At 70.9% G+C, this 14,512-nt stretch carries 11 protein-coding genes, 1 tRNA gene and 1 pseudogene; 12 read left to right on the top strand and 1 reads right to left on the bottom strand.

Annotated elements, in window-relative coordinates; all coding sequences use genetic code 11:
- Positions 1-200: 200 nt before the first annotated feature.
- The 4 genes from ACVGV2_RS16850 (at position 201) to ACVGV2_RS16835 (ending at position 4,340) form a co-directional block, all read left to right on the top strand.
- Positions 201-1,601, top strand: coding sequence for an APC family permease (locus ACVGV2_RS16850; RefSeq protein ID WP_459166030.1), 1,401 nt, complete (start codon positions 201-203; stop codon positions 1,599-1,601).
- A gap of 45 nt (positions 1,602-1,646) precedes the next feature.
- The gene (locus ACVGV2_RS16845) at positions 1,647-3,005 is read left to right on the top strand and encodes a serine hydrolase domain-containing protein (RefSeq protein WP_459163321.1); all 1,359 of its coding nucleotides are present in this window, start codon (positions 1,647-1,649) and stop codon (positions 3,003-3,005) included.
- 224 nt (positions 3,006-3,229) lie between these two features.
- The gene (locus ACVGV2_RS16840; RefSeq protein WP_459163320.1) at positions 3,230-4,156 is read left to right on the top strand and encodes a patatin-like phospholipase family protein; all 927 of its coding nucleotides are present in this window, start codon (positions 3,230-3,232) and stop codon (positions 4,154-4,156) included.
- Positions 4,157-4,267: 111 nt separating this feature from the next.
- Positions 4,268-4,340, top strand: a tRNA-Arg gene (locus ACVGV2_RS16835).
- A 66-nt stretch (positions 4,341-4,406) separates the two neighbouring features.
- Here ACVGV2_RS16835 and ACVGV2_RS16830 read toward each other — a convergent pair.
- Positions 4,407-4,562 (bottom strand): annotated as a pseudogene (locus ACVGV2_RS16830) (site-specific integrase); the annotation flags it as partial.
- Between the two features lie 575 nt (positions 4,563-5,137).
- On the opposite strand from ACVGV2_RS16830, the gene ACVGV2_RS16825 reads away from it, so the two are divergent.
- The 8 genes from ACVGV2_RS16825 (at position 5,138) to ACVGV2_RS16790 (ending at position 14,504) form a co-directional block, all read left to right on the top strand.
- Positions 5,138-6,271 (top strand): ethanolamine utilization protein EutH, encoded by a 1,134-nt coding sequence (locus ACVGV2_RS16825; protein ID WP_459163319.1) that lies wholly within the window; start codon positions 5,138-5,140, stop codon positions 6,269-6,271.
- Positions 6,272-6,304: 33 nt separating this feature from the next.
- On the top strand, positions 6,305-7,750 hold the full coding sequence (locus ACVGV2_RS16820) for an ethanolamine ammonia-lyase reactivating factor EutA (protein WP_459163318.1): 1,446 nt from the start codon (positions 6,305-6,307) through the stop codon (positions 7,748-7,750).
- A gap of 30 nt (positions 7,751-7,780) precedes the next feature.
- Entirely contained in the window at positions 7,781-9,148 is a 1,368-nt protein-coding gene (locus ACVGV2_RS16815; RefSeq protein WP_459163317.1) for an ethanolamine ammonia-lyase subunit EutB, read from the top strand.
- A gap of 6 nt (positions 9,149-9,154) precedes the next feature.
- Entirely contained in the window at positions 9,155-10,045 is an 891-nt protein-coding gene (eutC, locus tag ACVGV2_RS16810; protein WP_459163316.1) for an ethanolamine ammonia-lyase subunit EutC, read from the top strand.
- Between the two features lie 353 nt (positions 10,046-10,398).
- Positions 10,399-10,962, top strand: coding sequence for a hypothetical protein (locus ACVGV2_RS16805; RefSeq protein ID WP_459163315.1), 564 nt, complete (start codon positions 10,399-10,401; stop codon positions 10,960-10,962).
- 123 nt (positions 10,963-11,085) lie between these two features.
- Positions 11,086-12,579 (top strand): NCS1 family nucleobase:cation symporter-1, encoded by a 1,494-nt coding sequence (locus tag ACVGV2_RS16800; protein ID WP_459166029.1) that lies wholly within the window; start codon positions 11,086-11,088, stop codon positions 12,577-12,579.
- A gap of 160 nt (positions 12,580-12,739) precedes the next feature.
- Positions 12,740-13,465 (top strand): aspartate/glutamate racemase family protein, encoded by a 726-nt coding sequence (locus tag ACVGV2_RS16795; protein WP_459163314.1) that lies wholly within the window; start codon positions 12,740-12,742, stop codon positions 13,463-13,465.
- A 115-nt stretch (positions 13,466-13,580) separates the two neighbouring features.
- Positions 13,581-14,504, top strand: a complete 924-nt coding sequence (locus tag ACVGV2_RS16790; protein WP_459163313.1) for a cation diffusion facilitator family transporter — start codon at positions 13,581-13,583, stop codon at positions 14,502-14,504.
- Positions 14,505-14,512: the final 8 nt, after the last annotated feature.

The following is a 14,512-nucleotide window of genomic DNA, read 5'->3' as shown; positions in this document are numbered from 1 at the left end:
GTGTTGCCGGGACGCCGGATGTTGCCGGGCCGCCGGATGTTGCCGTGCCGCCCGGTGTTGCCGGGGCACCGGATGTCGCCGGGCCGCCGGCGTCGCCAGGCCGCCCGGTGTTGCCGGGTAGTCGGGTGTTGCGAGGGCCCCGCAACGGCGACCAGGATGTGCTGATCAGCGCCGTCGAGGATGGGCGAACGGGGCGGTACATGGCCGAGGACGAGCAGTTCCACCGGGTGCTGCGGCGCGCGGACGTGCTGGCGATCGGCGTCGGGTCGATGATCGGCTTCGGCTGGGTGGTGCTGGCCGGCGAGTTCATCACCGAAGCCGGCTCGCTCGGTTCCGCGCTGGCGTTCGTCCTCGGTGGGATCGTGGTCGGACTCGTGGGGCTGACGTACGCGGAGCTGGTCGCCGCGATGCCCCGCGCGGGCGGTGAGCACCACTACGCGCTGCGCGCGCTCGGCGCGCGGTGGGCGTTCGTCGCGTCCTGGGCCGTGGTCCTCGGTTACGTCTCGGTCGTCGCGTTCGAGTCGGTGGCGCTGCCGGAGACCCTCTCCCACCTCGTCGACCTCCCCGACTGGTCACTGTGGACCGTTGCCGGATCGCCGGTGCGGATCGCCTGGATCGCGATCGGCGTGCTCGGGGCGCTCGTGGTCACCGCGGCCAACTACGTCGGCGTGCGCCCCGCCGGGCTCATGCAGATCGTCGCCGTGGTCTTCCTGCTGTGCGTGGGTGTGCTGCTGGTGACGGGCGCGGCCGTCGGCGGTTCGCTCGGCAACACCGAACCGTGGTTCACCGGAGCGACCGGGCTCATCGGTGTGGTGGCGGCCACGCCGTTCCTGTTCCTCGGTTTCGACGTGATTCCCCAGTCGGCGGAGGAAGTGCGCCTGCCGCACGCCCGCATCGGACGCCTGCTGCTGTTCGCGGTCGTGTGCGCCACCGCCTGGTACGTGCTGGTGCAGCTCACCGTCGGATCGGGCCTGACCGCGGAAGAATCGGCGGCCTCCGAGCTGCCCACGGCGGACGCGATGACCGCCCTGTGGGGCTCACCGCTCATGGGCGGTGTGCTCATCCTCGGCGGTGCGGCCGGGATCGTGACGAGCTGGAACGGCCTGCTGCTCGGCGCGAGCCGCCTGCTGTACGCGATGGCCCGCTCCGGCATGCTGCCGCGCTGGTTCGCCCGCGTGCACCCGCGGTTCGGCACCCCGGGCAACGCGGTCCTGTTCATCGGCGCCATCAGCGTCGTCTCCCCGCTGTTCGGCGACCAGATGCTGACGTGGCTGTCGAACGCCGGCTCGGCCAACATCGTCATCGGATACCTGCTCGTCGGCGTGTCGTTCCTGGTGCTGCGCCGCCGGGAACCCGGGCTCGAGCGGCCCTACCGCGTGCGGGCGCCGCGCACCACCGGCGTGCTCGCCGTCGTCGCCAGCGCGGCGCTGCTGCTCGTGTCGTTGCCCGGCATGCCGGCCGAGCTGGCCTGGCCCGCCGAGTGGCTCATCGTGGCACTGGCCTGGGGAACGGGTGTCGTGCTGCTGCTCCGGGTTCCGCGCGTCGGGCCGGGTTCGGACGCCGAGGCGCGGTTGCACGAGCGGACCGCGAGCCGCGGCTGATCCGCAGCCGGCGGCACCGCTCGAGCGACGTGGCAGGATAGCTCCATGCCCACGTTGTTCCCGGAAACCCGCCGAGCCCTGCTGCGCCGTCTGGCCGTGGAGCAGTCCAGCAACCGCGTTCCCTCGTTGACCGCCGGCCTGCTCCGCGACGGTGAGGTGCTGTGGTTCGACGCGCGCGGCGAGGTCGACGGCGCGACCCCCACGCAGGACACGCAGTACCGGACCGGGTCGATCAGCAAGACGTTCACCGGCGTGCTGGTGATGCGCCTGCGGGACGAGGGGCTGCTGGATCTGGCCGACCCGCTGGAGAAGTTCGTTCCGGCAACGGCGGTCGGCAACCGCAGCATCGGTGCGCTCCTGTCGCACAGCAGCGGGTTGAGCGCCGAACCCGCCGGTTCGTGGTGGGAGCGCACCGAGCGGGAAACGGGCTCGGAGTTCCTTGAGCGGGTCGACGAGACGGCGGTGCGTCCGACACCGCGGCACGCGTTCCACTACTCCAACACCGGTTTCGGCGTGCTCGGCGAGCTCGTCGCCCGGCTGCGGGGTCGTTCCTGGTTCGACGCCGTGGACCGGGAGATCCTGCGCCCGCTGGGGATGCACCGCACCACTGCGCGTCCGGTGGCCCCGCACGCGCAGGGATTCGCGGTGCACCCGTGGGCCGACGTGGTGCTGCCGGAGCCGGCGGAGGACGCCGGCGCGATGGGTGCTGCGGGGCAGCTGTGGTCCACGTTCGACGACATGGCGCGGTGGATGCGGTTCCTGCTCGGCGACACGGGCGAGGTGCTGCACCCGGACACGGTGGCGGAGATGCGCGTGCCCGCGGCCGTCGACGAGGGCGACGAGTGGCGCGCCGGCTACGGTCTCGGGGTGCAGCTGTCGCGTCCCGGTGGACGTCGGCTGGCCGGGCACACCGGTTCCATGCCCGGGTTCCTCGCGACTGCGTGGGTGCAGCCGGAGGAGAACCAGGGCGTGGTGTTCATGGCGAACGCCACCAGTGGTGTGCGGCCCGAGCTGTGCACCGACCTGCTGTCCATCCTGGACGAACGCGAACCGCGGATCCCGCAGGTGTGGCGTCCCGACGGGGACGTCGACATGGGCCTGCTGGAGCTCACCGGCGAGTGGTACTGGGGGCCGAGCCCCCACGTCCTGCGGATCCTGCCGGGAGGGCTGCTCGATCTCAGTCCGATGCGCGGTGGCGGGCGCGCCTCGCGGTTCCGCCGGGTGGACACGGACACGTGGCTCGGGCTGGACGGCTACTACTCCGGTGAGAGCCTCCACATCGGACGCGATGCGGACGGCACGCCGCGCTACCTCGATCTGAACACGTTCGTCTTCACGCGCGTCCCCTACGATCCGCAGGCACCGGTGCCGGGTGGCGTGGCCGGCTGGCGCAGCAGCTGCTGAGACCCTGCGGACGGTCCGCGCGCCCGTCTCGGCGGGCGCGCGGACCACCGGCCGCGTCGTCACGAGCCGCGGTGTTCGTCCGTAGTCTCGGTGGGGCCGAGCCCGGGCAGGCCGAGTCCGGCAGTCCGACTCGGGCGCAGATCGATCCGGGAGCGGGGAGACTCGGGCGCAGATCGATCCGGAAGCGGGGAGACTCGGGCGCAGGGCGACGAGAGGAGGGGCGGATGCCGACGGCGTGGGTGTTGCCGGGCGGCTCCACGTTCGGGGCCATCCAGGCGGGGGCGGTGACCGCGCTGCTGGAGGCGGGCGAGCGACCCGACCTGCTCGTGGGCACCTCGGCCGGTGCGTTGAACGCGGCGTGGCTCGCGCACGAGCCCACCGAGCGCGGTGCCCAGGCGCTGCGCCGGTTGTGGATGACGATGCGCCGCGCCGACGTGTTCCCGGTGCAGCCGCTCCGGATCCTCGCGGCGAGGCTCGGCCTCGCGCACCACGTGATGAGCAACTACGGCCTGCTGCGCTGGTTGCACCGGAACCTGCCCTACCAGCGCATCGAGCAGGCCGGAGTGCCGCTGACGATCACTGCCGCGGACCTGGAGCTGGGCACCGCGGTGTACTTCGACCGCGGGCCCGTGCTGGCGCCGCTGGTGGCCTCCTGCGCGATCCCGGGGATGTTCCCGCCCGTGCGGTTCGGCGAGAGCTGGTTGGTCGACGGGGGCGTTGCGACGTTCATGCCGGTCACCCGGGCCGTGGACCTGGGTGCCGATCGCGTGTTCGTGCTTCCGTGCGGTGGGTCGGAACCGTTCCGCACCGGAAGCGAGGAGAACGCGGGCGCGGTCGCGACCTGGCCGGTTCCGGCGACGCCGCCGCGCTCGGTCGCCGGGGTGAACGGCGCTTCGCTGGGGGCGGCGATGGTGGCGGGTGCGCGTGCGGAACTGCGCTACGGGGCGGAGCGAGCCGAGCTCTACGTGGCGCCCGCGCCGTCGACGGAGGGGTTGTCGCCGTACTCGTTCGACCAGTCGGCGGCGCTCATCGACGCGACCTGGCAGGCCGTGCGTCGCTGGTACCCGCGGGCCTCGCCGGTGCCTGCCGGGCCGGTGGATCTGGCCGGGGCGCCGCTGCCCACCGGGGGTGTGGACGCCGCCGCGGGGTGACGTGCACGTTCGTGCGCTCCGGATCCCGGCGGGAACCCCCTTTGAGCGCTGCACCTGCGGATGCGTTAAGGTGGAGATCGTCGGCACGGAGTCGACGGAATGCGGAGCAGAGCCCTCGTAGCTCAGCGGATAGAGCACTGCCCTCCGGAGGCAGGTGTCGCAGGTTCGAGTCCTGCCGAGGGCACCCAGGTCAGAAGGGGTACGCAGTGCCCCGAGATCATCCTTGGGGCACATCCGGGGCGCATGAGCCTCAGGCGAACCCCGCCGCCTCGTCGAACTTGTCGGCCACCTCGTTCAGCCGGGCGGGGAGCAAGTGGCCGTACAGGCCCAAGGTCATCGTGGCTGCCTTGTGCCCGAGCATCTGCTGAACGAGCTTCACGTCAGCCCCCGAGGCGATCGCTGACGACAACGAGCGCCACCGTGCGGTCAACGTCCCAAATCAGCACCGAAGCACACGCGCCCGGGACAGCTCCCCCGAGAACACCGCGGCCCACGCTGAAGCTGGACGCCGTATCGTCGGCCATCCACGGCACGTTAGGGCGCGACCAACCATGATCGGAATGGGGGCGCGGTCACGAGGTGCTCACGCTGGTGACGCCTCCGGCCAGCAGCACGTCCGGCCCCAGGCGTTCGGGACGCTTCTGGGGCACATCTGGGGCACATGAGCCGCACGGTCAGCGGCCAGCGCGTAAGGCCCGCGTGATCGCTTCGGCGGCGTCGACATCGACTTCGCGCGTGGCGTGATCACTGACGCTGATGCGCAGAGCCGTCCTCTGCGCACCAGACGGTGGTGCCGAGCCAGGTCGTGCCGCCGGACTGGACGATCGCGGCAACGTGCTCAGTTGTTGTGTCGCAGTTGTCGATGCGCGCTCTCCGCAGCAAGGCCGCCCCGCCGCGCGTTCTGCGCGGACATGCGCGACACCGTGGGCTACTCTTCGTGCATGCGGTCGCTCCCAGCAGGTGTGCTGCGAGGAGGCAGCGATGGACGTCAACGAGATCGTCGTCTGGATCCTGATGATCTGCATGGTCCTCGGCGGGCTTGATCGGGCGATCGGCAACAGGTTCGGGCTCGGCGAGAAGTTCGAAGAAGGCTTCATGGCCCTGGGGCCGTTGGCGCTGGCGATGGTCGGCGTGGTCTCCCTGGCGCCGGTGCTGGCGAAGGTCCTCGAACCCGTCATCGTCCCGATCTACACCTTCCTCGGGGCGGATCCCGCGATGTTCGCCACGACGCTGCTCGCGAACGACATGGGTGGTTATCCGCTCGCGGTGGAGCTCGCGCGAACGGAGCAGGCGGGGCTGCTGGCCGGGCTCATCCTCGGCGCCATGATGGGCCCGACGATCGTCTTCACCATCCCGGTGGCGCTGGGCATCATCGAGCGGGAAGACCGCGGGTTCCTCGCCCAGGGCGTCCTCGCGGGGATGATCACGATCCCGCTCGGCGTGCTCGTCGGTGGCCTGGTCGCCGGCTTCGAACCCGCGATGGTCTTCGCCAACCTGGTCCCGATCGTCATCGCCGCCGCGCTCATCGCGCTGGGACTGTGGTGGATCCCGGACAAGATGACCACCGGCTTCCTGTGGTTCGGCAAGTTCCTCGTCGCGCTCATCTCCGTGGGCCTGGTCATCAGCGTCTTCGAGTTCATGACCGGTGTGCGGATCATGCCGGCCGGCTGGGAGCTCGCCCCGCCCACGGAAGGCCTGGAGATCGTGGGCCTCATCGGCATGATGCTGCTCGGCGCCTTCCCCGCGGTGCACCTCATCGTCACGCTCGCCGCGAAACCCCTGACGAAGGTCGGCATGCTGCTCGGCATGAACGACAAGGCCGCCGGCGGGATGATCGCCACGCTCGCCAACAACATCCCGATGTTCCAGATCCTCAAGGAGATGGACCCGCGCGGGAAAGTCCTCAACGTGGCCTTCGCGGTGAGCGCGGCGTTCACCCTCGGTGACCACCTCGGCTTCACGGCGGGAATCGAGCGGACCATGATCTTCCCGATGATCGTCGGGAAGCTCTGCGCCGGCATCACCGCCGTCCTCATCGCCTTCCTCTTCTTCCGCCGGCGCTATCCGCCCGCCCAGCCGGAACAGCGATCCGCTGCATCTGAACACGACGAGTAGGTGTGGGAAATGTTCATCGCGCGTGGTGGGGACATGGACACGCGAGAGGTGCTGAGCGTCGGCATCGACGTGGGCACGACGACGTTCCAGCTCGCCTTCTCGCGCCTGACGGTGCGCAGCGGTCGTGGGATCGGCGTCCTTCCCCGGCTCGAGGTCGGTTCCCGTGCCACCGCGCATCGGAGCGCTCCGCGCGAAACCCCGCTGAAAGACCGGGACGAGGTCGACGCCGAGCGCCTGCTGGATCTCATCGAGCGGGAGTTCGGCGCCGCCGGGGTGCAACCCGCGGACGTCGAGACCGGAGCGGTCATCATCACCGGTGAAACCGCCCGGACGAAGAACGCGGAGGCCATCCTCGCGGCCGTGTCGGGACTCGCAGGCGACTTCGTCGTGACGGTGGCCGGACCGAACCTCGAGGCGCAGATCGCCGGACGCGGGGCGGGCGCTGCGGCGTTCTCCGCGAAGCACTACACGACGGCGATCAACGTCGACATCGGTGGCGGTTCGGCGAACGTCGCCGCGTTCCGCTCCGGCCGCCACCTCGCCTCCGCGGCCATCATGGTCGGCGGTCGCCAACTCACGCTCGACCCCGCGTCCGGAAGCGTCACGAGCCTGGCGCCGCCGGGGCGGGCGCTGATCGCCCACCTCGGCATCGACCTGGCCGGCGGCCAGCGGGCGAGCGTGCCGGCGCTGCGGGAACTGACCGACGCCATGGCGGATCTCATCGTCGACCTCGTGCGGGGCTGCGAACAGCACCTGCCCCGGGACATCCCGCGCACGCCGCCGCTGCCGCGGTTTTCCGACGACGTTGCAGCCGTCTTCCTCTCCGGCGGTGTCGGTCGGGCCTACTACGACGGCGACGCAGCGGGCGACATCGGCGAGATCGCGGCCTACGGGGACGTGGGCCCGCTGCTCGCCCGGTCGCTGCGGGAGAACGCGCGCCTGGGTGAGATGCCGGTGCGGGCACCGGCCGATGCGCTCGGCGCGACCGTGCTCGGCGCGGCGAGCCAGACCGTGACGCTCTCCGGATCGACCGTCTGGACCCGACGGGCCCTGCTGCCGCTGCGGAACCTGCCCGTCATCGAACCCGTCGTCGGCGACCCGGTCCCCGAGCCCGCCGACCTGGTCGCCGAGCTCGTTCGCGCCGTGCGGCGCTGGGGCGGGGACGACGAGGCGAACGCGGCCCTGGCGCTGGACCTGCCCGCGCACCTGGACTTCCCCGCTCTGCAGCGGGTGGCGCACGGCGTGGCCGCCTTCGCGCGCCAGCGTCCGCAGCACGGACCCGTGGTGCTGGTCAGCGAGCACGACTACGCCCAGGCGCTGGGCCAGACGATCAACACCGCGATCCCGGACGTGCCGCTCATCGCGATCGACCAGATCGAGCTCGGCGAGGGCGATTTCATCGACATCGGCCAACCGATGCCGGACGGGCGCGCCGTTCCGGTTTCGGTCAAGACGCTGGTCTTGCACTCAGAAGGCTGAAGTGCACTTTCGACGGCAGGAGGCGCGGCGATGCTGCTGAGAACGAAGTTGTTCGGCGAGACGTACGAGTTCGGCTCGATCAAGGAGCTGCTCGCCAAGGCCAACGAGGAGAAGTCCGGTGACCAGCAGGCGGGTATCGCCGCCCGCTCCGCGGCAGAACGCGTCGCGGCGAAGTTCGTGCTCGCCGAGGTCCCCCTCTCGACCCTCCGGGAGAACCCCGCCGTCCCGTACGACGAGGACGAGGTCACGCGGGTCATCGACGACGCCGTCAACGAGGCGGTGTACGCCGAGATCAAGAACTGGACGGTCGGTGAGCTGCGGGAGTGGATACTCGACGACGCGACGAGCTCCGAGATGATCCATCGGCTGAGCAACGCGCTGACCGGCGAGATGATCGCGGGCGTCGCGAAGCTCATGTCGAACCTCGACCTCGTCGTGGCAGGGCGCAAGATCCGGGTGAGCGCGCACTGCAACAACACCATCGGGCTCGAGGGCACCTTGGCCTCGCGGAACCAGCCCAACCACCCGACGGACTCCGTCGACGGGATCCGGGCGACGATCTACGAGGGCTTGTCCTACGGCTCCGGCGACAGCGTCATCGGCATCAACCCGTCCGACGACTCCGTCGGCAGCGTCGCGCGGCTGCTCGAGATGACCAAGGACGTCATCGACCGCTGGGAGATCCCCACCCAGAACTGCCTGCTGGCCCACGTGACCACGCAGGTGGAGGCGATGAAGCGGGGAGCGCCGGTGGGGCTGCTCTTCCAGAGCCTGGCCGGTTCGGAGAAGGCGATGGCGGCCTTCGGCGTCAGCGTCGACCTCATGGACGAGGCGCACGCGATGGTCCGCAAGCACGGCTGGGCCACCGGCCCGAACTACACGTACTTCGAGACCGGGCAGGGCACGGCGCTGTCGGCCGGCGCGCACAACGGGGCCGACCAGCTGGTCATGGAGGCGCGCATCTACGGCGTGGCCAAGCGCTGGAACCCGTACCAGGTGAACACCGTCGTCGGTTTCATCGGGCCCGAGTACCTCTACGACGCCGTCCAGATCACCCGGGCCGGTCTCGAGGACCACTTCATGGGCAAGCTCGCCGGCCTGTCCATGGGCTGCGACGTGTGCTACACCAACCACGCCCGGGCGACGCAGAACGACCTGGAGAACCTCGCGGTGCTCCTCGCCTCGGCCGGCGGCAACTTCATCATGGGCGTGCCGATGGGCGACGACGCCATGCTCTCGTACCAGAGCACCAGCTACCACGACGCATCGAGGCTCCGCCAAGCGCTCGGGCTGCGCCCGCTGCCCGAGTTCGAACGCTGGATGGAGGGCATCGGTCTGCTCGAGAACGGCAGGCTCACCGACAAGGCCGGCGACCCGTCGTTCTTCCTCAAGAGGTGAGACGTCATGTCCAGCAGGGACACCGAGAACATCGGCAAGGGAGCTCCGGGCGGGCCCGGCCCCGGCGCGGCTTTCGGCGCGTCGTCCGCGCACGCGGCCGAAGGCGAGCTCGTCATCGACCTGCCCGACCCCGCCGCAGCGGACCTGCGCCGGACGACCGGCGTGGTCGATCCTGCGGATCCGGACGGGCTGCGCAACCTGCGCGCGGCGACCAACGCCAGGATCGGCACCGGGCGCGCCGGCCCGTGCCCTCGAACCGGCGCCCTCCTGCTCCTGCAGGCCGACCACGGCGCCACGCAGGACGCGATCCACGGCGAGGTCCCGGAATCCGTGAAGGAGCACCTCGGGCTGTTCACCGTGCGCACCCAGGTGTCCGACCGCACCGAGTACCTGCTGCGGCCGGAGCTCGGGCGCCTGCTCGGCGAGGAGGCGAAGCGCCTGCTCGCCGAGCGCTGCGCGAAGTCGCCCGACGTGCAGATCTGCGTCGGTGACGGGCTGTCCGCCGCGGCGGTCGAGAACAACCTCGCCGACATCTACCCGGTCATCGAACAAGGGCTGAGGTCCGCGCACCTGACCGTCGGCACCCCGTTCTTCGTCGAGAACTGCCGGGTGGGGGTGATGAACGACGTCAACGCCGTCATCGGCGCCGAGGTGGTGCTGCTGCTCCTCGGTGAACGGCCGGGCCTCGGCATCGCCGATGCGATGAGCGCCTACACGGGCTATCGCCCGGGGCCGGGCAAGACCGATGCGGAGCGCGACCTCGTCTGCATGGTCAGCCGGCACGGCGGCACCAACCCGCTCGAGGCGGGCGCGCACGTCGTCGAGCTCGTGCACCGGACCCTGAAGTACCAGTCCTCCGGTGTGCGGCTCCGGGAACTGTCCGCAGCGGACAGCTGAGCGCGGTCGCCGGGCTGCGACTGCACGACCTGCACGACCGGATCTGATCGCCGACCACCTCCGCCGGGTCGTTCCACTCCGGCAAGCGGTGCGCCGGATGCCGTGCAGCACGCTCCCGACCGCGTGCTGACGTGGTTGCGCGCGAGCAGTGAAGAGCAGCGAGCTGCTGGAGATGGTGCGGGGTTCCGCCTCAGCGCCCGTTCCGATCGCGTTCCTGGAACCAGCGCGTTCCGGGCGGAGTGCAGCGCGGATTGCGTCGCGAGGGCGTCCTCAACCGTGTGGAACGGGACCGTCCCACCGGATTCCGCGGGAGCGGGCGCATCGACGGGGGCGGCACGTAGGGTGCCGTGGCGATGGACACGGACATGCGCCCTCGCGCTCGGCGTCGACACACGCGGCACCTGGTGCTGGTGCTGGTGGCCGTCCTGGCCGGTGCGGTCGGCGGCAGCGTGCTGGCCGGGTGGTTGCTCGACGGTGCGGTGCGCGCCCCCGGGGTGAGCGGTCTGCTGGGCCCGGGGGTGGGCGTGGCGCTCGGGCTCGGCGCGGTGCTGTGGCTGCGGCGCCGCGGGCGGGCGTCGTTCCAACCGAGCCCGCTGTTGGCGCTGCGGGGGAGTGAGCGGCGGCGACTGCTCCGCACGATCCGCCGCGGCGAGTCCGTCCCGCCGGAGCAGCACGCCGTCGCGCGCGCAGGGGCCCAGCACGTGGTGCGGCAGCGCTGGGCCGGGTGGGTGCTGGTGGGGCTCGCCGTCCTCTACGGGGCCGCAGCTTTCGCGCTGCTGGGGGAAGGGCGCTGGATCCTGCTGGCCGGCGTCGTCGTGCTGGGCGGTTTCGAGCTGTACCAGTTGTGGTTCGTGCGCCGGGCGCAGCGCGCTTTGGCCGCGCTGCCGGAGCCGGACCCGCCCGCCGAGAGCTCGTAAGTGGACGCACGGATTGATGGCCGTGTGCTTGCCCGGCCGAGCGTTGACCGCGGTGACCTCGAACACTAGCCTGCGTTCCACGACCGCAAAGGCTAGTTCCGCATCATGGAAGTCGAGGCACGGATGACGGCTCCGGGCAGCCAGCCTGCGCACGTCCAGGACACCACTGCTCCGGTTGCCGTCAGCTCCGGCCTGTACAGCCACGACCTGGCGCCCACGCAGCGCTCCGGTCGCCGCTGGAACGCCTACAACGTTTTCACACTGTGGGCCAACGACGTGCACAGCCTCGGCAACTACGCGTTCGCCATCGGTCTGTTCGCGCTCGGCCTGGGCGCCTGGCAGATCATGCTGGCGTTCCTCATCGGCTCGGCCGTCATCTTCGGGCTGCTCACCCTCTCCGGCGTGATGGGTCACCGCACCGGGTTGCCGTTCCCCGTGCTCAGCCGCATCGCCTTCGGCATCCACGGCGCCCAGGTGGCCGCGGTGATCCGCGGCGGTGTGGCGATCGCCTGGTTCGGCATCCAGACGTACCTGGCCTCGGCGGTGCTGTCGACGGCGATCGTCGCGCTGGCTCCGGGACTGCGCGCGGCGAGCGAGGACTCGATCCTCGGTCTGTCCACCGTGGGCTGGGTGACGTTCTCCGCGCTGTGGCTGGTCCAGGTGCTCATCGCCAGCTACGGCATGCGGGTGATCCGCGTGTTCATGGCATGGGCCGGCCCGGTGGTGCTGGTGACGATGCTCGCCATCGCGGTCTGGATGTTCAGCAAGGCCGGGTGGTCCATCGCGCCGTCGACCAACGACGCGCTGACCGGCGGTGCGATGTGGAAGCAGATCTTCGAGAGCGCCGCGCTGTGGGTGGTCGTGTACGGCACGTTCGTGCTGAACTTCTGCGACTTCACCCGCTCCGCCACCGACCGCGGCGCCATCGTGCGCGGCAACCTCGTGGGCATCCCGGTGAACATGCTGTTCTTCGCCGGCATCGTCGTGGTGCTGTCCGGTTCCCAGTTCCGCATCAACGGCGAGATCATCACCAGCCCGGCCGACATCGTCGGCACGATCCCCAACCACGCGCTGCTGGTGCTCGCGTCGCTGGCGCTGGTGGTGCTGACCATCGCGGTGAACCTGCTGGCCAACTTCGTCGCGCCGATCTACACGCTGACGAACCTGTTCCCGCGCGTGCTGAACTTCCGGCGCGCCGCCTGGGTCAGCGCCGTGCTCGGGTTCGTGATCCTGCCGTGGAACCTGTACAACAACCCGATCGTCATCGAGTACTTCCTCGGCGGGCTCGGTGCGCTGCTCGGCCCGGTGTTCGGCGTCATCGTGGCCGACTACTGGCTGGTGCGGAAGGCGCGGGTGAACGTCCCGCACCTGTACACCGATGACCCGCGCGGCGACTACCACTACAAGCGGGGCGTGAACCGGCGGGCGCTGCTGGCGCTGCTGCCGAGCGCCGCGCTCTCGGTGGTGCTGGCGCTCGTGCCCGGCTTCGGTGCCGTGTCGAGCTTCTCCTGGTTCATCGGGGCGGCCCTGGCGGCCGTGCTCTACCTGGCGTTGGCCGACCGCGGTATGCCGGTCAGGGACGTCGACGGTGCGGAGATCGCCGTCGCCAGCGAGTGAGCGCACACCTGGCAGAGTTGCACCGGCGAGCAACCCGCCGCGAGCGCGTGCACGACGCGCCCGCGGAGGCCGCACCACTGCACAGCACGGCGCGGTCGGGCCCGCAGGCAGCGGCGCGTCGACCGCGTGCAGCCCGCACCGCGACGAAAGGCCGGCAGGCATGCGCATTCTCGTGATCAACGTGAACACCAGCGAGCAGGTGACCGGGGCGATCGGGCAGCAGGCCCGCGCGGTGGCGGGTGAGTCCACCGAGATCGTGCCGCTGACACCGCGTTTCGGCGCGGAGTCCGTCGAGGGCAACTACGAGAGCCACCTCGCGGCAGTGGCGGTGATGGAGACCGTGCGCGCGTACGACGAACCGTTCGACGCGGTGATCCAGGCCGGCTACGGCGAGCACGGCCGCGAGGGGCTGCAAGAGCTCGTGGACGTGCCGGTGGTGGACATCACCGAAGCTTCGGCCAGCGCGGCCCAGTTCGTCGGCCGCACCTACTCGGTGGTCACGAGCTTGGACCGCACCGTCCCGCTCATCGAGGACCGCCTGCAGCTGGCCGGGCTGGCGCAGCGCTGCGCCTCGGTGCGGGCGAGCGGGCTGCCGGTGCTGGAGCTCGAACGCGATCCGGATGCCGCGATCGAGGCCATCGCCGAGCAGGCCGAGCACTGCGTCACCGCGGACCGCGCCGAGGTGATCTGCCTCGGCTGCGGCGGCATGGCGGGCCTGGCCGAGCGGGTCGTGGCCCGCACCGGCGTGCCCGTGGTCGACGGCGTGGCCGCGGCGGTCACCACGGCCGAAGCGCTCGTGCGGCAGGGTCTGGTGACCTCGAAGGCGCGCACCTACGCGGCCCCGCGGCCGAAGCGGCTGGACAACTGGCCGCCACGGGCCAGCTGAGAGGCGGCGCAGGCACGACCTGAACGCCGCTGACCGCTCCTTCGCGGTGACCGGATGGAGTGATCCCGCAGAAACACTTGCGCATATGCACATCTGACTATGTAATATCGGCGGCATGGGACACGAGCACGGACACGGCCACGGGAGCGCCGCCGAGGCCATGCACGCCTCCGGCCGCTACATCCGCCGGATGGGCCTGGCGTTCGGCATCCTGCTCGCGTTCTTCGTCCTCGAAGCGGTGGTGGGGTTCGCCACCTCGTCCCTGGCGCTGCTGTCCGACGCGGGCCACATGCTCACCGACGTCCTCGGCGTCGGCATGGCGCTGGCAGCGATCACCGCGGCACGCCGCACCACGAAGGACAACCGCACGTTCGGCCTCTACCGCATGGAAGTGCTCGCCGCACTGGCCAACGCGGTGCTGCTGTTCGGCATCGCCGGCTACATCGTCTACGAGGCCGTCGGCCGCGTGCTGGAACCACCGCACGTGCCCGGCCTGCCGATGATGCTCACCGCCGCGGCCGGGCTCGCGGCGAACCTCGTGGTGTTCGCCATGCTGCGCCGCGGCTCGACGGAGAGCATCAACGTCCGCGGTGCCTACCTCGAGGTGCTGGCCGACACGATCGGCTCGGTCGGCGTCCTGCTCGGCGGTGTGCTGACCTGGGCCTTCGGCTGGTACCTCGTCGATCCGATCGTCGCCGTGGCCGTGGGCGTGTTCATCCTGCCGCGCACGTGGCGACTGGCGCGGCAGGCGCTGCGCATCCTGGTGCAACAGGCACCGGAGGGCCTCGACGTCGCCCGCGTCCGCGACGAGCTCGCCGCGCTGCCCGCGGTGGCCGAGGTGCACGACCTGCACGTGTGGACGCTCACCTCGGGCATGGAGGTCGCCTCGGCGCACCTGACGACCACGCCGGAGGCGGTGCACAGCGAAGTGCTGACCGCGGCGCAGCGGCTGCTGTCCGAGCGCTACCACATCGAGCACGCGACGCTGCAGGTCGAGCCGGCCGAGTGCGCCCGGCGGTGCTCGGCGCTGACTTGGTGACGCGCAGC

Source organism: Bounagaea algeriensis (assembly GCF_054491375.1).
This window is presented reverse-complemented; position numbering and strand designations above follow the sequence as displayed.

Bases quoted from the DNA above. Each gene is read 5' to 3' on its own strand.
- ACVGV2_RS16795 (WP_459163314.1), top strand. From the start codon at position 12,740: ATGCGCATTCTCGTGATCAACGTGAACACCAGCGAGCAGGTGACCGGG.
- ACVGV2_RS16850 (WP_459166030.1), top strand. From the start codon at position 201: ATGGCCGAGGACGAGCAGTTCCACCGGGTGCTGCGGCGCGCGGACGTG.
- eutC (WP_459163316.1), top strand. From the start codon at position 9,155: ATGTCCAGCAGGGACACCGAGAACATCGGCAAGGGAGCTCCGGGCGGG.
- ACVGV2_RS16825 (WP_459163319.1), top strand. From the start codon at position 5,138: ATGGACGTCAACGAGATCGTCGTCTGGATCCTGATGATCTGCATGGTC.
- ACVGV2_RS16820 (WP_459163318.1), top strand. From the start codon at position 6,305: ATGGACACGCGAGAGGTGCTGAGCGTCGGCATCGACGTGGGCACGACG.
- ACVGV2_RS16815 (WP_459163317.1), top strand. From the start codon at position 7,781: ATGCTGCTGAGAACGAAGTTGTTCGGCGAGACGTACGAGTTCGGCTCG.
- ACVGV2_RS16800 (WP_459166029.1), top strand. From the start codon at position 11,086: ATGACGGCTCCGGGCAGCCAGCCTGCGCACGTCCAGGACACCACTGCT.
- ACVGV2_RS16840 (WP_459163320.1), top strand. From the start codon at position 3,230: ATGCCGACGGCGTGGGTGTTGCCGGGCGGCTCCACGTTCGGGGCCATC.
- ACVGV2_RS16805 (WP_459163315.1), top strand. From the start codon at position 10,399: ATGGACACGGACATGCGCCCTCGCGCTCGGCGTCGACACACGCGGCAC.
- ACVGV2_RS16845 (WP_459163321.1), top strand. From the start codon at position 1,647: ATGCCCACGTTGTTCCCGGAAACCCGCCGAGCCCTGCTGCGCCGTCTG.
- ACVGV2_RS16790 (WP_459163313.1), top strand. From the start codon at position 13,581: ATGGGACACGAGCACGGACACGGCCACGGGAGCGCCGCCGAGGCCATG.